A 17,473-nucleotide genomic window follows, 5' to 3' on the forward strand; every position below is an offset into this window, starting at 1 on the left:
ATGAGCACCATGCCGTTCAACACCGCTACGCCGAACAGCACGATGAAGCCGATGGATGCCGGGACGGAGAGATAGATGCCGGTGATCTTCAATGCGATGACGCCGCCGGTCAGGGCGAACGGCAGATTGAGCAGTATGATACCCGTAAGCCGCCATGAACGGAAGGTGATAAAGAGAAGGGTAGCGATAAGCAGTATTACCACAGGCGCAATGATGCCGAGCGCCTTCATCGCTCGCGACTGGTTCTCGAACTGTCCGCCCCATTCGATGTGATATCCTTTCGGAAGACGGATCTTTTCTGCGACGGCATTGCGTGCCTCGGAAACAAAACCGCCGACATCGCGGCCGCTGACATTGAGCTCAACTCCCATGCGGCGCTGCCCATTCTCACGGCTTATCTGAAGCGCGCCTTCCTCCCAATCGATATGGGCGACCTCGCCGAGCGGTATACGCTGACCACCTGGCGAGGAGATGAGGAATCGCGCGATGGCCTCTCGCGACTGGCGGATATTCTCGGGGCCGCGGACGACGAGATCGATCGCGCGTTCGCCCTCGTACACTTTCGTTGCGACGACGCCGCCCAGTGCATGTTCGATCGATTCCTGCACATCCGCGACGGAGAGTGCATAACGGGCCAGGGCCGAGCGGTCGGGCATGATGACAAGATACCGCTGTCCCTGACTTCGTTCAACAGCGACATCGGTCGCGCCGCGTATCGATCCGAGGAGCGCTCCGATCCTGTTCACCGCACCGGTGAGAACGTCCATATCATCCCCGAACACCCTGACGATGAGCTGCGAACGCGTGCCGGCGACGATCTCATCAATGCGGCACTGTATCGGCTGGCTGAAGCCGAACGAGATCCCGGGTATCTCCGAAAGGGCGGAACGGAAGCGTTCGAAAAGCTTTTCACGTGTGTGCGCATTCGTCCATTTTGACCGCGGCTCGAGTACGCCGACATAGCCGGTCCTGTCGACACCCCTGACATCGAGTGCTAGTCCCGTCTGGCCTATTCGTCCCACTGCCGTTTTTATCTCGGGGTATTCGCGGAAGACCTTCGCTACATTCCTGTTCACGTCTATGGCCTGCGCGAGTGAAACACTTGGATGCAGCGTAATATCCATGTCGAACGCGCCCTCATCCATGATGGGGATGAATTCTGAGCCGAGCGTCGGTATGAGGAAAAGTGCTGCTGTACAAACAGCGACTGCTGTTATTATCGCCGGACGCTTACGAGCGAGAACGGCCGTAAGTGCGCGTTTATATGCCGATGAAAGCCGATCTATAAGCGGGTTAGCTGCGTGCTTGTCCCCGGGGATGATGAGGAACGCAAGGGCAGGCACGATAAGCACCGACAGGGTGAGCGAGACCGCGAGTACGATGACTACGGTAAGTGCGAGGGGTATGAACATGCGGCCTTCGATGCCCTGGAACGCCGCGAGCGGGAGGAATGTGGAGGCGATAATGATCTCTCCGAAAAGGCTCGGCTTTCGTACTTCCATAATGGCGGCCGCTATCGTATCCTTCAGGTCGTGCCCTTTCCTATGTTCGGAGAGATGACGCTGCATGTTCTCCACTTGTATCACCGTCGCATCGACTATCATGCCGAGCGATATGACCATGCCGCCCAGTGACATGAGATTCGCTTCAAGCCCCGCGATGCGCATGACGATGAACGTGGTCAGGATATTGAGCGGTAACGACAAGAGCACGACGAGCGTGCTCCGCATGCTGCGCAGGAACAGGAACAAAACGATTATAATGAACACCGCGCCTTCGATGAGCGCACGGATGACAGTGCTGATGCTTGCGTTGACCATTTTTGATCGGTCATAATAGGGGGCTATCGTGACACCGTCGGGAAGTATATTCCCATCATTCATCTCGGCGACTTTTTTCTTTACACGTTCAACGACCTCTCTGCCGTTCTCGCCGCGCATCATCATGACGATGCCGCCGACCGATTCCTCTCCGTTCTCGATCGCGGCGCCCCCGCGCGTCCCCTGACCGATCCCTGCGGTGGCAACTTCGCGGACGGTCACGGGAATTCCCTGCCGGTTCACGATGAGCGTTTTTTCAATATCTTCAACGGACACGAACTGTCCTTTACCGCGAATGACCGCTTTTGTGCCGAAGCGCTCGATGACGCCGCCGGCGACGGTGCGGTTATTCGCCTCAAGCGCCCGCGATACATCGGTGATGCTCAATCCGTACTTGACAAGGAGCTCGGGGTTCACGATGACATGATACTCGCGTAGAAAGCCGCCGTACGAATTCACCTCGCTGACGCCGGCGACGGCCTTAAGCCGAGGGGCTATTACCCAATCCTGAATGCTCCGAAGTTCGGTCAACTTTTCGCGCTGGGAATTTTCATCACTCGGCAGCGGAGCGGAAACGCTGTATTGGAATATCTCACCCATGACGGTCGCCATGGGGCTTAACTCGGTGTCGATACCGTCAGGGAGCGATTCCCGGACGAGCATGAGCCGTTCAAAAACGAGCTGCCGCGAGCTCAACGGAGCGGCATTATCGCTGAAAACGATCGTTACAATGGAAATCCCGTACTTGCTCACCGAACGAAGCGATGTCACTCCGGGTATGCCGCGCATGGAGTTCTCAAGCGGTACGGTAACGGTGCGTTCGAGCTCCATCGCGGAAAGGCCGTCGCTGCGAGAGATTATCTCCACCTGCGTGTTGGTCACATCGGGGAATGCATCCACCGATATCGTCACGTATGACCAGATCCCGATCGCGATAAGGAGTGCCGCTGCGACAGCGACGAATTTTGCATGGGACAGCGTTGCTTTTATTATGCGTTCAAGCATGGTTGGTATTCCTGTTGATCTCTACGATCAATGTTTATGTTCGTCCACGAGCTCTCCCTTAAGGAATTCTCCGCGCAGATATGGCGCCCCGGCGGTTACCACCGACTGTCCGGGCGTAAGCTCCCCGGAAACCGCGGCAACGCCGGAAGATATTTCCTGCACGGTAACGGCGACAGGCGTGAACTCATTGCTCTCCGATCTGACGAATACTATCCTCTTGTCGCCGGCTTCCTGTATCGCTTCCTCGGGGACGAGCAGCCGTATTCCCGCAGGTGATCGTACCGTTCCCGACACGAACATGCCGAGCCTGAGGAGCATATCCTGATTCTTTACCAGTGCGCGCACCTTGATGGTCCTGCTCTCTTCGTCCACTCGCGGGGAAACGAACGTGATCCGCCCGTTGAATACACGCCCCGCGAAGGCATCCGCACGCACCTCTATCGATCTCTGCCTTCCCAAAACAGCGATGTCCCGTTCATAGACATCGAATACCGCTGCAAATTCGTTCATGTCCGCGATGATGTGTATCATCGTCAATCGATCGACCGGATTATTGTCTTTCGCGTACGAGGAGAGGATGACACCCGAAATGGGTGATGGGATATCAAGCGCTGACGAACCATCGGAAGGCGTCAGCGTGCAGAGAATATCCCCCGCGCGTACCGATGTGCCGACATCGGCGAAGCACTGTTTTATTATCCCTGCCCGGGGCGAGGTGACCGTCGCCGTCGACTGCGGTTCGGAGAGTATTCGTCCCGAAACGGTGGTCGAGCGTTCAAAGATGCCGCGTCTGACCGGAACGTAGGTGAATGACAGCATTGCTGCTGCGCGGGGAGAAACGGATATCGATCCGCTGTGTTCGTCATCATGCGCATCGCCGCCGGGGTGATCATCATGTTCGTCCCCATGGCCTTTTTCATCGCCATGCGAGTCGCTGTCCGTGTGCTCTTTCTCGTGCACAGTTTGTCCGCTCGTGATGACCCGGGATACGATGAACCCGCACATGAGCCCGATCGCGAGCGCGGCGCACGAGATGATCATCGTGGTGCGAAGCGGGAACGTTTCGGGGATGACGATCGATCCGATCATCGAGCGCAATCTGACGATTATCTTCTTCATAAATATTCCTTCGTCCGTAATGATGTATGCAGCGCGCGCTCGAGTTCGGCCAGGGTGACGTCGTAATCGAATATCCCCTGATAGAACCGAAGGCGCGCCTCGTTCGCCGTTTTGATATACGAGAGATAGTGATACAGATCGATCCTGTTCTCATTGTATCGTATCGATGCCGCGGTGATGAGCTCCTGCGCCTCCGTCATCCCGTTGCGTACGGTCTCAAGGTTCTGCCGGGCGCTCGATGCATTAAGATATGCGCGATGAACATCGAACAGAGCCTGCCGCCGTGCGTGCGCAAGGGATATCTCCGCAGCGGTCCGGTCTCCCGCGCTCTGCGCAATGGACTTTGCATTGAAGTCCCAGAGGGGCAGTGTTGCACCGAAAATGACGGCCGTTTCCGTTCCTGTTCTCCTGATCCCCGCGAATGGCGCGGGAAGTATCTGCAGCAGTTCTTTCCAGAACGATTTCTCTGCCGCGCCATGGGTGAGCGCATGCTGCCGTATCGATGGATGCCTGTGCAGTGCGATATTGGTCAGCCGATCGAGCTCGGGCAGCCGTTCTGTTTCTGTGATCGTCTCATCCAGGTCGAGCGTTCTTTCAAGAGACACCCCGATGAGCATGTTCAGCTCGGAGCGGGCGATCTTTTCGCGGCTTACGGCCCCGATATGCTCCTGCTGCGCCCGTCGCAACTCGATAGCGGATGCAAGCACATCGCTTCGCGATATTTTTCCGGTCTGATAATGCATCTGCATCCGCGCGGCGAGTTGGCGGAAGAGCTCGACGTTCTCGCGAGCCACGCCGATCTCTTTTCCCGTGATAATGACCGATGCGTATGCCCGTCTGAGATCGGTATATAACTCTCCCCGATATTTCTGCACGATCGCTTCTTCAATGCCGAGTTGGTCGAACGCGATGAGCGTGTCGATGCCGAATATTCCGCTCAGCGACAAAGCCTGCCGCACCTCGATCGAACCGACCGCGGGATCGCCGGCAAGCAGCGTCGGGAATTCGATCTCGAGTTCCGGGCGCGGCAGCCCCGAAAAAAAAGAAGCGATCGCGCCGACGCGAGCCGCATCGATTTTTGCCTTTTGTATCATGATGGACGAGTTGCTGGCAAGCCCCATCTTCCAGATGTCATCGAATTGCATCGGCTCTCTGCCGTTTATATGGTGAGCCGTAAGCAGCACGGCCAGAGCGGCGAACGTTGCTGTGCTGAATTTTCTATATTTCATAACGCCTCGAATGGAGATACATGTCCGGGGATCTAGCAATGCTTTCAGAAAAGCATTCAGACGATCGGTATGCCGGCAGAATACGCGCGGTACGTCTCGTCTGCCGGCGATCGATACGCCGACTGATCAGAATGTGACAGGGGCTATCTGTTCGGGGGTCTGAATATCCGGGTGCCGATATCTACCGTTGAAAACGACGGCTGAGCGGACGAAATACGGCATTCGTCCGGTATCGGGACAGTGGTACAATCATTTTCGGGTTTTGCTGCTTTTCCATGCGTACACGAACAGATACATGCGGAGTCACATGAGGATTGCTGGTGAACAGCGTGGCACTCTGAAAACAGCGGCGCGGATAGATAGAACGCCGAGATGGCGGCAATGGCACAGAAAGCGACTCTGCTCATGGTGGATAGTATAACAATTATTCGTGTGAAATGTCAAATCCGAAATACTGTCCCCGGGAGCAGACACGTGACACCTCCGCTGGTTGCGGTTTTTTACGCCGCGTATACAATCCATCGCAATGAACCAGAACGTCCGTTTTCGCACATTGCCGTCGTGGCTCAGTTCACGTGAACACTATCACCCAAGGCGCGATCATTCCCTCTATATCGATAAGACAATACTCGCCGTCATCGGCGTGCTTGCCCGCATACGCTCCACGCGCAGTTCCGTCGGCGTGCTCGGGACCGTGCATCCGGTGCTTAAGATCATCGGCACGGTGCTCCTGCTGCTGCTCGTGTCCATGACGCGAAGCGTGCTCTTCATCGAGCTTGCGGCTGCGACCGTGCTTTTTGCACTGAGCTCGCTTGCCCCGCGTGCGGCGGTGCGGGCGCTCTCCGTAAGCATCATCGCCGCGCTTTTCGCTTTCGTGATCACCGCACCGTCGATACTGCAGGGGATGTGCGCCACGGACGGCGCAACTGGCGGCGGCCATGGATGGCCAATGCCGCCACGGGGCAACGGGTATCTGCTTGCGGTTAAGGTGGGGCTTTCCGCCGCCATGGTCAATGTGCTCGCGTTCACGACGACGTGGCATCGCATGACAGGTGCGCTCAAGATGTTCTTCGTGTCCGATGTTTTCATCCTCATCTTCGATATTGCCATGCGTTATATCTATCTCCTCGGCGAGTTCTCGCTCGATATGCTCTATGCGTTGAAGCTCCGCTCCGTGGGAAGGAATGTCCGGAAGCACCGCTCGCTCGTGCAGATGCTCGGCTCGCTTTTTCTTAAGTCGAAGGATATGGCCGAAGCGATGTACGGCGCCATGGAATGCCGCGGTTTCAGCGGGCAGTACAAACGCGTTCGGGTAAAGCATAATATCGGTGCCGATCTTATTTACAGTACGCTACATCTTGTACTGATAGCGGCATTTCTATTACTTCGGTGATGCCGAAAAGACGGGAAAAGAAATTGAACCATAGAGACCACCGAGGGACACAGAGGGTGCATTCGTCGGAATATTCACCGTTCGGCCCGTTCGTGTTTTTTTCATCCTCCGTGTCCTCTGTGGTTTATTTTTATTCTTTGCGTGAGGCCTTGTTCGCCGGGACTGGATACGCATGAGTTTCATAGAGCTCGAGGATATAACGTTTTCGTACGACCATCAGCCCGGGCTTGCAGGGTTTTCTGCGTCGATACGCAAAGGCGCATCGGTTGCGGTTATCGGGCCCAACGGCAGCGGTAAATCGACGCTGCTCAAGCTCCTGAACGGACTTATTCTGTCCAAGAATGGGGTCTATCGTTTCGACAGGGAAGTGATCAATAATGCGTTCCTGAAGAATTCCGCGCGCGCGAAGCGTTTCCATCAGCGTGTGGGCTTCGTGTTCCAGAATTCCGACGCTCAGCTCTTCTCGCCCACGGTGTTCGAAGAGATAGCCTTCGGACCGTGGCAGATGGATATTCCCGATGATGAGGTCAATAAGCGCGTCTTTGATTGTCTTCAACTCCTCGGCATTGAGCATCTGAAACATCGCGAGCCGCATCACCTGAGCGAAGGGGAGAAGAAGAAGGTGGCTATCGCCGCCGTGCTCGCGCTCAATCCCGAGGTGCTCGTGCTCGATGAGCCCATGGAAGGGCTTGACCCCAGGACGAAGGCCTCGCTCAGGAATGTGCTTTTGTCGCTGCATGAGGCGGGGAAGACCATCATCGGCGCTACGCATGAATTCGACTATGTAAAGGGCGTGTTCGATTCGGTGATTGTGCTGTCGAATGAGCATGCCGTGGTGAGTCGAGGGAGATTCGAGCGTGTTGTGAGGGATAAAAAATTCCTCCGAAGGCACAATATAATATAATGTTGACAATCCACCCATCCTTGGTATAGTGCCGTCATGCCGGCGAAAGAACAGTGGAAGATAGAGAGCAGCGATTTTGCGAAAGAGGCATCGCCCCTCATTGCGCGCATACGCGAGCTGCCGGAATACGATGAGCTTGAGGTCGCGTACGATATGCCGGCGTCCGATCTGATACTTGCCATGGCCGAAGACCTCCGCGAGGGGGCGAAGCTCGCGCTTGAGCCGATGATCGAGATGGTCGCGATCGGGTGGAACGCATCGATCGTGCCTTCGGCGAAGGCTTCCGCGTATGTGGACATGCGGCTTTCCGGCAAGAGCGCGAAGGAACGCGAGGCCATCAAGAAACTACTGTCAGTGATAATGAGCATAAAGACGCGGAAGCTCCCGAAGGATAATGAGTTCATCATCGATTGGCATATCGCCGACCGCGGTCTTCAGGGAAAGCGGTTGTATCTCGCGTTCACGTATCTGAAGGTGAAATGATATGAATCAGGATCAGGTCAAGGAACTTCTCCTTTCGATCCGCGACGCAAAGGAAACCTTCTCGCTCATCTTCTCCGGAAAAACGAGCGATAAGGTGCACGGGCTTTACAAACCCGAGTCGCGCGAGATAATCATACACAACCGCAATTTCACCAGTAATGACGGCCTCATCTACACCGCTATCCATGAATACGCGCATCATCTGCAGTTCACACAATCGCCGGTCCCGGTGTCCAGCCGTTCGCATACGGGGGATTTCTGGCAGCTCTTCCATGAGCTCCTCGATATCGCCGAGGAGAAAAAGCTCTATCGCAATATCTTCAAGACCGAGCCTGAGTTCACGGCGCTTTCCGAACGCATCCGCCGCGATTTCCTCACCGCCAACGGCGAGCTTATGCTGCAATTCGGAAAGGTGCTTTCCGAAGCGCATGCGCTCTGTGAAAAGCATCGCGTTGAATTCGACGATTATCTCGACCGCGAACTCGGCATGCATCGCTCAATGGCGAAGACGGCGATAAAGGTCTCATCGCGCGATATAGACCCCGCGGTGGGCTACGATAATATGAAGCTTCTCGCGCGTATACCCGACCCGAAAACGATGCGCATCGCCGAGAAGGCGCTCCTCTCCGGGAAAAGCCCCGATACGGTGCGTATGGAATATGTGGCGCGGCCGAAGTCGGAGGACAGGCGGACGAACCTCGTGAACGAGAGGAATCGCATCGAACGGACGATAGAGCGCCTCAATTCGCGGCTCAAATCGCTGTCGCGTGAGATAGAAGAGCTCGAGGATTGAAGCACCCCTATCCTCCAACCCAATGCCGTTAAGTTAAGTGAAAAAGAAACACGGGGTCAAGACCCCGGCTTTAATACAATGTAGAAGAACAGAGAGCACGGGGCTTTAGCCCCGTGTGCACTATGCTGCAGGGGTTGTTTTATAAAGCGACGCCCCACCAGAACGATCTTGCTCTGTCTTCATACGACCACAGCCGATTATGCAGCTCCGGCCCGCGGTGACGGAAAAAGATATTCCCGCCGTGCCTGAAACTGCGCATGCCGGCAAGCGACTTCACCGCTATGCGGTCGACGGAAAAGAATTCCCCGAGCCCTGTGGGCTCATCGACGCCGGAGGTGTGGCGGATGACTGACGCATGCTCGCCGGCGATATGCGCGAGATAGATGCATTCTTCCCAGTATGAGGCATCGTGCCGGAAGCGTTTTATCCCGTCCGGCAGTGCGACGATGCCGTAGAGCGTTCCGCCGGAAATGAAATAGTCGATGATGATCTTTGCAGCACCGGGTATCTCGCCGTGCACCGAGAGCGTATGCTCGCCCGCATCGATGTGTGAGACGCTAAGCACATTCCCTTTGTATCGGATTTCCCCGAAGCGCACACCCTGGTCGTTGATCGAGATAACAGCGCCGGTCTTCGCGTCAATGGCGACGGTGCGTCCCTCAGCGGATATCGATGTTTCTTTTATTGTTGCTGCAGACGGTGTGATCCTCGGTCTGTCCTCGATAATGTCCGGCAGACGCACGGTGTCCTTTATATATCGCGCAACACCGCGCGGACCGTCGCTCGAAACGCGGTAGCGCGGACCGATGTATTCGGTGAGATACATCTCCATGAACGCACCCTGCTTGAAGTAGGGGAGTATATACGCGTCGTGTGCCTCCCCCTCAAGGAGGCGTATCAGCTCATGATGCTCTAGCTCTCCCTGTCTTTCTGCGTCTTCGAGCCGTGCCGCCTCGGCGTTCCAGTACGCATGCAGCGTCGATGACATCCCCATTTCATAGCGGTGATAATTGTTCGCGGGAAGCCCGAGGTCATAGGTGTGTTCATCAAGCGTGAAATAGCGTTCCATCGGCGTTCCTTTCACGGCGGCGAAGAAGGCGCTTGGCGTCATGAATTCACCGAATAATTTCCCGAAGCGGTTCGCGCGTATGAATTCCTCCTGATACGCGCCGACGAACGTCTGGTCGATGAACGATGTTATCGCCGCGAAGGGAATGCCGTCGTCGATGGTCTTCGATACGAGCTCGGGCCAGTCGCGGAATATCGATGAGCCGTGCTTCTCGCTTTTCGACGCATGCGAGGGGAGGGCGGTTATCGTTCTGCCGTCATATCCCTTCCATTCGATGACGGGCTCATTGCAGTCCGGGGCGCTCCCAAGATTCTGCGCGCGATGAATGGCATAACGATATCCATTGTCCTTCAGTATACCCGGCATGTTCGGATGAAGCGCCATTTCCTGCGCGGCATAGACGACGGGGCGGCGCTTGAAAAGCTTCTCGAACGCTTCGATGCCCACGGTGATATGTTTCTTCTGGTCCCACACACGCCAGAGCTGCATGTACGGCTGACCCCAGGTGCCGTTGACGAATTCGATGATGCCGCTCTTCCATGCGTCGGCGAATTCCTTTATCGTCTTCGGATGCGTATCATTGAGATTGACGAGCGTTCCCGCGCTGATGTCGGGGGCGAAACGATATCCGAAATTCTTCGCCCACGAGAGATAGAGCGCGAGCACTTTCATCGCGCCCTCGGGCCAGTCGTACTCCGCATATCCTTCATCGCGAAAGAGGATGCCGCCATGGGGCATATGCATTATATAGAGGGGAAGTCCTGCGGCGGCAATTCGCGTCTGCTTGAGAAGCATATACGCGGACGCCAGTTTCTTCTTGGCATCGCCGAATTTTCCCGCAACATACGAGCGCGCTGCTGATGTCGCAGCGTTCACGGCGCTTTTCATATCGAACGGTGTGTGCCGGAGCCCTGCGAGCCGTGCGATGAGCATTGCCGCAATGCCGTATGCATGGAAATCGCGGCGCATATCGTTCTGCCTGATGGAACGAGCATCCCCTTTTGCACGGAGTATCGTTTCCGCTGTAAGCGCAACAATATCGCCGATGATCGCGGGCTCGGCCATGTTGAGATAGCTGCGGATGAGCGCGAGCGGATCGAAGGCGAACACCGCTGTTCCCGGCTTTACGACAGCGCCGGGGAGCTCCGCTATCGATGCAAGTCGTGTCCATGCTTTTGATATGCCGAAGCGCCGATAATTGTTCGGATTATAAAGCACTCGTTCGCCGTGCATCCCGGCAAAGACGATACGCTCTTTCTGCGCACGGCATATGTCCGATGCACGGAGCCCGGGGAAGGGCGGCGGCGTTTCGCCGAGGGAGAGAAAGACGGCAGCGTGCTTCTTTTTTGCCGTAAGCACATACGGGTCGAAAAGCGCGGATATCGCATAACCAGCCATATCATCGGCGATGCCATGGAATTCAACGGACATGCTTTCCGATGCGGAGGCGATGATATGCTTTATGACCTGAGGACGTTCTGTACTTATCTGCATGCTGCGGTGCTTATTTGCGCGATACGGGCAGTCTGTCGAATTCCCATCCCATCATGCCGCCCTTCATGTTGAAAAGGCCGGTATATCCGCTTTCGCTCATGAACGCCGCGGACTTGCCGCTCCTGTTGCCGCTTCTGCAGAGAATGAGATAGGTCTTTTTCTTATCGAGCTTCGCTATGCGTTCCTTGAAGTCCGGCGCGTAATAATCGATATTCGTTGCGCCGGCGATATGTCCCTCGGCGAATTCATTCGGCGTCCGAACATCGAGTATGACGAAATTCTTCGCGCCTTTGTTCGTTGTGATGAGCGCCATCGCTTCCTTAGCGGTGATATGCGATATGTTCGCATCGGCCGCCTGCGTGCGCTTTCCGATGAGCACAAAAAGCACGAGCGCGATGAGCAATGCCCCCGCGGATATCGGTACGAGAGGGATATCTTTCATGGTCGGCTCCTTGCCGTGAACGGGCGCGCAGTCGTTATGCGAGCGTCGTCGTGATGCGGTTGTATATCTCGTCGATAGTGCCCATGCCATTGGTGTTCTTCACCAGCTTCTGCTTCGCATAGTGCCCCAGCACCGGTTCGGTCTGGTTCTTGAAGACCGAAAGGCGGTTGCGGATCGTGGTCTCATTATCATCGGCACGTCCGCGTCCGAGCAGGCGCTTGACGAGCTCCTCTTCATCGACCATGAGATTGACGACGGCATCGAGCTTGAGCTTATTGCCGGATAGCATCCTGTCCAGCGCTTCGGCCTGCGGGAGCGAGCGGGGGAACCCGTCGAGGAGGAAGCCCTTGGCGCAGTCGGGGGCCTTTATCCGTTCGGCTATCATATTGATGATGACAGTGTCGGGCACCAGTTCTCCTTTCTGCATGAAGCCGTTCGCCTCGGCGCCGAGTTTGGTGCCGTTCTTCACGTTCTCGCGAAGCATGTCGCCGGTGGATATGTGTGCGATGGAGTAATGGTCCTTCAAACGGGCAGCCTGCGTGCCTTTGCCTCCGCCGGGCGCTCCGACAAGTATCAATATCATAGTAGCTCCTTGGAAGTAGTGCGGGGGATTGTATCATGCGATGGCAAATTTGTAAATCAGGAATAGTTTGATATACTCTCCGCCATGAACGATTTGCAGCGCCGGATCATCATCGTCAGAGTTGCCGCCGGTATCTTCATCCTGCTTGCGGCGCTCGGCCTCGCCGTTCTTTTTTCGAGCACGCCCGCGGTACGTATCGCCATGCGTACCGCGAAACCGGAGGAATTGACGGCGCGCACGTCCGCACGTGTTGTCGCCGTGAACCTCTCCGGCACGTTCAGAAAAGGCCCGGGTGTTTCGGGAACACTAGCCGGCTCATGGCCGCGCTTCCGCGGTGAGCGCATGGATAATATCGTCCATGAAACGCCCCCGCTCTCTTCGTCGATGGGCGCACCGAAGGTGCTGTGGTCGCTCGATCTTGGCGAGGGTTATGCCGGACCTGCGGTGGCCAACGGCCGCGTATATATCATCGACTATGATGAGGCGAGCCGAAGCGATGTGATACGCGTGCACTCCGTTGATGACGGACGCGAGCTGTGGCGCCGCTCGTATAAGAACGATATCAAACGCAATCACGGCATGTCGCGTACCACCCCTGCCGTCGCCGGGAATTATCTCGTGACCATCGGTCCGAAATGTCACGTTGTCTGCCTCGATGCCGCTACCGGCGATTTCCGCTGGGGCATCGATCTGGTAAAGGAAGAAGGCACGAAAGTGCCGCTCTGGTATGCCGGCCAATGTCCGCTCATCGATAATGGCATTGCCGTGATAGCGCCCGGCGGGAAGAACATCCTCATCGGGATCGATTGTGCTTCCGGTAAGGTCGTCTGGCGGACGCCCAATACCGCGCGGTGGAATATGTCGCATGCATCGGTCATGCCCGTGACGTTGCTCGGCCGCCGCATGTATGTATACCCCGCATTAGGCGGGGTCATCGGCGTGTCGGCGGGGCCGGGGACGAGGGGTGAAGTGCTTTTCACGACGACGGCGTGGAACGCATCCATCATCGTGCCTTCGGCTGTTCCCATCGGTACGGATAAACTATTCCTGACGGCGGGATACGGCGTGGGCAGTGCTGTCTTCACGCTTGCGCCCCGCGGAGGCGGCTTTTCCGTTACGCGAACGGCACAGTACGGCAAAGAGACGTTCGCCTCCGAACAGCAGACGCCGATACTCTACAACGGTCGCCTCTTCACCGTCATGCCCGCCGATGCCATGGCGCGAAAACAGCAGCTCGTATCGATGACAACCGACGGAAAGGTCATATGGGAAAGCGGGAAGGATGATCGCTTCGGCCTCGGCGCGTACATGATCGCTGACGGGAAGATATTCCTTCTCGATGACAACGGAATGCTCACCTGCGCCCGCGCCGACGGTACATCGTATCAGCGGCTCTATCGCGTGAAGATATTGTCAGGGCGCGAATCCTGGGCGCCGATGGCGATGATTTCCGGGCGGCTTATCGCTCGCGATTCGAAACGCATGGTGTGCATCGATGTGAGGGCACGATGAAAAGAACGATACTCATCATCACGATACTCTGCGTCGGGCTCGGTATTGTCATTGCATATTTTCTGCTTCATAAGGACACGGACCCGAAAGAATACGATATGAATGTCTTCGGCTCTTCTGAACCGGTATATGCCGAGCGGACGCCCATTCCCGTTCCCGCATCGTCGCTTCTCGCTCTCGCCGTCAGCGGCGACTCCGTGTATGTATCCGCGGACGGGAGTGTCTTTATCTACGGCACGAATGGGAAAAGCCGCACGTCATTCGCCGTGTTCGGCAAAGCCGGCTGCATCGCCGTTGATGGGGGTGTTTTTCTCGGCATGGGGAACCATGTGTCGGTGTACAGCCGCACCGGGAAGCTCATCGCGAACTGGCAGTATACCGATGAAAGGTCAGAGCTCGTGTCCATCGCGGTACGCGGCAATGACGTGTTCGCCGCCGATTTCAAGAACCGCATCATCTGGAAATATGACAGGCAGGGAACGCTTACAGGAACGGTGGCAAAACGCGATGAAGCGAACGGTGTGCCGGGGCTTGTGCTTCCGAGCCCCTATTGCGATGTGATAGTGTCCGACGCCGTGTGGGTGGCGAATACCGGCAGGCTCTCTATAGAGAAATATTCTCTGGACGGGAAGTTCATCAGCGCATGGGGGAAGCCCGGTGTCGGTCTTTCGGAATTCCCCGGGTGCTGCAACCCCGCCCATATCGCACGAACGCCCTCCGGCGGCTTCGTCACGAGCGAGAAAGGTCTTTTACGGATAAAAGAGTTCGACGGCTCCGGAAAATTCATCGGCCTTATCACGCGTCCCGGAGATTTTCATCCGACAGCGCATCCGCCCGCAGTCGCTGTGGATAATGCGGGTCGCGTCTATGCGCTCGATACGTATCGGAAAGCGGTGCGTGTGTTCGAGAGAACGGTGAAAGGAAGGTAAATGATGAAGAAGCGTATTGCCTCATCCCGCCGCGCATTTTTTCTCAACGCCGCGCGAGTCGGTGTTCTCGGGTCGATAGTCGCTCTGGGTACGGTATTGCTTTCGCGGGTAAAGCTTGCATCGGCGGCACAATGCGAACGAAAGAGCGTGTGTGTTATCTGTTCCGACGTGTTCACCTGCGAAAAGCCCATTGCCCGGAAAACGGCGAAAACGATATCGTCGACACTGAAGGCGAAGCTCGGGGTGAAACGATGACCGAGTCGCGGAAGAAATTCATAATAACCGCCTTGCGCACGGGCATCGGGGCGCTCGCGGCGGCTATGTTCGGTTTTTCGTTCACGCGTACGAAAAACCAGAAAATGGTATGGCAGATCGACCCGGAGAAATGTACCCAGTGCGGACGCTGTGCGACCGCCTGCGTACTCCGTCAGTCGGCGGTAAAATGCGTGAACCGTTTCTCCATGTGCGGTTACTGCGATCTGTGTTTCGGCTTTTTTCGGCCGGGGGCGAATGCGCTCACCTCCGCCGCGGAGAACCACATCTGTCCCACCGACGCTATAAAAAGGAAATTCATCGAGGACCCGTATTTCGAATATACGATCGATGAATCGCTCTGCATCGGCTGCGCGAAATGCGTGAAGGGCTGCACCGCGTTCGGCAACGGCTCATTCTTCCTGCAGATACGTCATGATCTCTGCGTGCAGTGCAATTCCTGCTCCATAGAGCGCGTTTGCCCGTCGTACGCGATATCTCGGATACCAGCGGATAAACCGTATCTTATCAAGGGTGAGGAGCGATCATGAGAACATTAATTCACCCCTATCCCCCAGCCCCTTTCCCCTCATAGAAGGGAAAGGGGAGCGTGTTCTTTAATATTCTTACTCCCTTTCCCCTTTTGAAGGGGAAAGGGTTGGGGATAGGGGTTATTCTCGCGTTTGTTTTCTGTCTTTGCTCAGTTTCCGCCTTTTCCGAAGAACGCTTCCCGCGTCCGGAATTCGAATCATCCTATGCCGCACCCGTATATCAGCATCCGTTATCGCGCGGTACGGCGATGGAATATGCTGATACGGCGGTGCTCATCATCACGCTCCTTCTTGCGTCATATTTCTCGCTTAAGCGCCGGAGCAGGCGTGGGCTTTTCCTTGTCATGGCGTTCTCGCTCGCGTATTTCGGGTTCTACCGGCACGGCTGCATCTGTCCCGTCGGTTCGATACAGAACGTCGCCTCCGCATTTTTCGACAACACCTATTCGATACCGATAACCGTCGTCCTCTTTTTTCTTCTGCCTATCGTGACGACGCTTTTTTTTGGACGATCGTTCTGCGCATCGGTGTGCCCGCTCGGTGCAGCGCAGGATATCGTCGCCGTCCGCCCGGTCGCCGTGCCCAAGCCGCTAGCCAGGGCGCTTTCGCTTATTCCATACCTCTATCTCGGGGCAGCGATAATATTCGCCGCTACCGGGGCAAGTTATCTCATCTGCCGGTTCGATCCCTTCGTCTCGTTCTTCCGTCTCTCCGGCGATGTGTGGCGCCTTTCGCTCGGCGGTATTTTCCTGCTCCTCGCGGTTTTCGTCGCGCGGCCCTATTGCCGTTTTCTCTGCCCCTACGGTGCCATACTGAACTTGGTCTCTCGCGTGTCGATATTTCGCGTCACAATCACGCCTACGGACTGCATCAAATGCCGCCGCTGCGAGAACGCCTGCCCGTTCGATGCGATCGAGACACCTGTTACTGAAGATGTGAAAAAGCCGAGCGCACGACAGCGCATCATCCTGGCAGCAGTTTTTCCGGTGAGCATGGCGATATTCGCCGTCGGCGCATCAGGACTGACTTCGTTCACGGCAGGCATGCATTCGAAGGTGTCGCTTGCACGGCAGATAGACCGCGAGGAACGAGCGGGAGCAAAGATGACCTATGAGTCGCGTACCTATCGCTCGCTCGGGGCATCGCTCGATGATCTCGCCAATGAAGCGGCCTCTATCGAACGGCGCTTTGCCGTCATGATGCCGATTGCCGGGGCGCTCTTCGGACTCGCCGTCGCCGTGCTTCTGTTCTCGCTGGCGTACCTTCGTCCGCGGAATGACTATGAGCCCAACAGGGGTAATTGTGTTTCCTGCGGCCGATGTTTCGCCTATTGCCCCCGCTATTACCGCCCGAAAGCGGCATCGATAAAGGAGAATTGACGATGGATGAAGTGAAGATGAATTTCATAGAGGCGCATCGCGATGAGATACATTCGGCGGCGCGCGCTGGTGCCTATGTCTCCGGTGTGTTCAGCGCCATCATCGCCTGCCTTCTCATGATAAGTTTCATACAGCATGCGGCACAGGGGCCGCTTGTCTCGCCGGATACGGATATGCTCGTGGAGAAACTGTCGGCGGACCCGAACAATGCCGCATTAAAGGAGTCGATCCGTTCGCTCGATGTGCTCGTGCGAAAAGCGTATTTTTTCGGCCTTGCGTTCTCCGATACCGGCGCGCTGCTGCTCCTCGTCGGTGTCGCCGTTTTTCTCGTGCTGCTCTTCGTGATGGGTGAGCTGCGCCCGGAAAAAGCAGCGCCGGGCAAGCCGGATGCTGCGGCCGCTGAGCGTGTGCGGCGCTCCTCGTTCATTACGGTCGCATCGGTCGGAGCAGCTGTCGCCCTCACGGCATTCATTATTCCGCGGGTCGTGTCATCGGCGCCTGCGCGCACGGCCGTCC

Annotated in this window: 16 protein-coding genes; 10 read left to right on the top strand and 6 right to left on the bottom strand. The window is 56.4% G+C overall.

Annotated features, from left to right (window positions below; genetic code table 11):
• The 3 genes from AABZ39_20080 to AABZ39_20090 all read right to left on the bottom strand — a co-directional run.
• On the bottom strand, positions 1-2,825 hold a 2,825-nt coding region (locus AABZ39_20080; GenBank protein ID MEK6797083.1), incomplete at its 3' end, for a CusA/CzcA family heavy metal efflux RND transporter.
• A 27-nt stretch (positions 2,826-2,852) separates the two neighbouring features.
• Positions 2,853-3,944 carry an efflux RND transporter periplasmic adaptor subunit gene (locus tag AABZ39_20085; protein ID MEK6797084.1) on the bottom strand — a complete coding sequence of 364 codons (1,092 nt, stop codon included), beginning with the start codon at positions 3,942-3,944 and terminating at the stop codon, positions 2,853-2,855.
• Positions 3,941-5,173, bottom strand: coding sequence for a TolC family protein (locus AABZ39_20090; protein ID MEK6797085.1), 1,233 nt, complete (start codon positions 5,171-5,173; stop codon positions 3,941-3,943). Before AABZ39_20090 ends, AABZ39_20085 begins: the two co-directional genes overlap by 4 nt.
• Positions 5,174-5,699: 526 nt before the next feature.
• Between AABZ39_20090 and AABZ39_20095 the strand changes: the two genes are divergently transcribed.
• The 4 genes from AABZ39_20095 to AABZ39_20110 all read left to right on the top strand — a co-directional run bounded on the left by AABZ39_20095 (position 5,700) and on the right by AABZ39_20110 (position 8,746).
• Positions 5,700-6,566: an energy-coupling factor transporter transmembrane component T gene (locus tag AABZ39_20095; GenBank protein MEK6797086.1), complete on the top strand. Its 867-nt coding sequence runs from the start codon at positions 5,700-5,702 to the stop codon at positions 6,564-6,566.
• A gap of 172 nt (positions 6,567-6,738) precedes the next feature.
• Entirely contained in the window at positions 6,739-7,470 is a 732-nt protein-coding gene (locus AABZ39_20100) for an ABC transporter ATP-binding protein (GenBank protein MEK6797087.1), read from the top strand.
• A gap of 36 nt (positions 7,471-7,506) precedes the next feature.
• Positions 7,507-7,953 (top strand): hypothetical protein, encoded by a 447-nt coding sequence (locus AABZ39_20105; GenBank protein ID MEK6797088.1) that lies wholly within the window; start codon positions 7,507-7,509, stop codon positions 7,951-7,953.
• A 1-nt stretch (position 7,954) separates the two neighbouring features.
• Positions 7,955-8,746 carry a hypothetical protein gene (locus tag AABZ39_20110; GenBank protein MEK6797089.1) on the top strand — a complete coding sequence of 264 codons (792 nt, stop codon included), beginning with the start codon at positions 7,955-7,957 and terminating at the stop codon, positions 8,744-8,746.
• Between the two features lie 139 nt (positions 8,747-8,885).
• Here AABZ39_20110 and AABZ39_20115 read toward each other — a convergent pair whose 3' ends face one another.
• The 3 genes from AABZ39_20115 to AABZ39_20125 are packed head-to-tail and all read right to left on the bottom strand — an operon-like array spanning position 8,886 to position 12,334.
• Positions 8,886-11,309: a hypothetical protein gene (locus AABZ39_20115; GenBank protein ID MEK6797090.1), complete on the bottom strand. Its 2,424-nt coding sequence runs from the start codon at positions 11,307-11,309 to the stop codon at positions 8,886-8,888.
• A gap of 10 nt (positions 11,310-11,319) precedes the next feature.
• Positions 11,320-11,751, bottom strand: coding sequence for a rhodanese-like domain-containing protein (locus tag AABZ39_20120; GenBank protein MEK6797091.1), 432 nt, complete (start codon positions 11,749-11,751; stop codon positions 11,320-11,322).
• 34 nt (positions 11,752-11,785) lie between these two features.
• Positions 11,786-12,334, bottom strand: a complete 549-nt coding sequence (locus tag AABZ39_20125; protein MEK6797092.1) for an adenylate kinase — start codon at positions 12,332-12,334, stop codon at positions 11,786-11,788.
• An 84-nt stretch (positions 12,335-12,418) separates the two neighbouring features.
• On the opposite strand from AABZ39_20125, the gene AABZ39_20130 reads away from it, so the two are divergent.
• The 6 genes from AABZ39_20130 to AABZ39_20155 form a co-directional block, all read left to right on the top strand.
• Positions 12,419-13,846, top strand: coding sequence for a PQQ-binding-like beta-propeller repeat protein (locus AABZ39_20130; protein MEK6797093.1), 1,428 nt, complete (start codon positions 12,419-12,421; stop codon positions 13,844-13,846).
• Positions 13,843-14,775: a hypothetical protein gene (locus AABZ39_20135; protein ID MEK6797094.1), complete on the top strand. Its 933-nt coding sequence runs from the start codon at positions 13,843-13,845 to the stop codon at positions 14,773-14,775. Before AABZ39_20130 ends, AABZ39_20135 begins: the two co-directional genes overlap by 4 nt.
• Complete coding sequence (locus tag AABZ39_20140; GenBank protein MEK6797095.1) at positions 14,776-15,030, top strand: hypothetical protein; 255 nt, start codon at positions 14,776-14,778, stop codon at positions 15,028-15,030.
• Positions 15,027-15,578 carry a 4Fe-4S binding protein gene (locus tag AABZ39_20145; GenBank protein ID MEK6797096.1) on the top strand — a complete coding sequence of 184 codons (552 nt, stop codon included), beginning with the start codon at positions 15,027-15,029 and terminating at the stop codon, positions 15,576-15,578. Before AABZ39_20140 ends, AABZ39_20145 begins: the two co-directional genes overlap by 4 nt.
• Before the next feature lie 248 nt (positions 15,579-15,826).
• A complete protein-coding gene (locus tag AABZ39_20150; GenBank protein MEK6797097.1) occupies positions 15,827-16,957 on the top strand; it encodes a 4Fe-4S binding protein in 1,131 nt (376 codons plus the stop codon).
• A gap of 2 nt (positions 16,958-16,959) precedes the next feature.
• A partial coding sequence (locus AABZ39_20155; GenBank protein ID MEK6797098.1) for a hypothetical protein occupies positions 16,960-17,473 on the top strand: 514 nt, incomplete at its 3' end.

It is taken from the genome of Spirochaetota bacterium, assembly GCA_038043445.1.
Lineage (GTDB): Bacteria > Spirochaetota > Brachyspiria > Brachyspirales > JACRPF01 > JBBTBY01.

Excerpts from the sequence above, each read along its gene's own strand:
- AABZ39_20115 (MEK6797090.1), bottom strand. The coding sequence starts at position 11,309 with ATGCAGATAAGTACAGAACGTCCTCAGGTCATAAAGCATATCATCGCC.
- AABZ39_20100 (MEK6797087.1), top strand. The coding sequence starts at position 6,739 with ATGAGTTTCATAGAGCTCGAGGATATAACGTTTTCGTACGACCATCAG.
- AABZ39_20105 (MEK6797088.1), top strand. The coding sequence starts at position 7,507 with ATGCCGGCGAAAGAACAGTGGAAGATAGAGAGCAGCGATTTTGCGAAA.
- AABZ39_20125 (MEK6797092.1), bottom strand. The coding sequence starts at position 12,334 with ATGATATTGATACTTGTCGGAGCGCCCGGCGGAGGCAAAGGCACGCAG.
- AABZ39_20095 (MEK6797086.1), top strand. The coding sequence starts at position 5,700 with ATGAACCAGAACGTCCGTTTTCGCACATTGCCGTCGTGGCTCAGTTCA.
- AABZ39_20120 (MEK6797091.1), bottom strand. The coding sequence starts at position 11,751 with ATGAAAGATATCCCTCTCGTACCGATATCCGCGGGGGCATTGCTCATC.
- AABZ39_20135 (MEK6797094.1), top strand. The coding sequence starts at position 13,843 with ATGAAAAGAACGATACTCATCATCACGATACTCTGCGTCGGGCTCGGT.
- AABZ39_20090 (MEK6797085.1), bottom strand. The coding sequence starts at position 5,173 with ATGAAATATAGAAAATTCAGCACAGCAACGTTCGCCGCTCTGGCCGTG.
- AABZ39_20150 (MEK6797097.1), top strand. The coding sequence starts at position 15,827 with ATGGAATATGCTGATACGGCGGTGCTCATCATCACGCTCCTTCTTGCG.
- AABZ39_20110 (MEK6797089.1), top strand. The coding sequence starts at position 7,955 with ATGAATCAGGATCAGGTCAAGGAACTTCTCCTTTCGATCCGCGACGCA.
- AABZ39_20145 (MEK6797096.1), top strand. The coding sequence starts at position 15,027 with ATGACCGAGTCGCGGAAGAAATTCATAATAACCGCCTTGCGCACGGGC.
- AABZ39_20085 (MEK6797084.1), bottom strand. The coding sequence starts at position 3,944 with ATGAAGAAGATAATCGTCAGATTGCGCTCGATGATCGGATCGATCGTC.
- AABZ39_20140 (MEK6797095.1), top strand. The coding sequence starts at position 14,776 with ATGATGAAGAAGCGTATTGCCTCATCCCGCCGCGCATTTTTTCTCAAC.
- AABZ39_20130 (MEK6797093.1), top strand. The coding sequence starts at position 12,419 with ATGAACGATTTGCAGCGCCGGATCATCATCGTCAGAGTTGCCGCCGGT.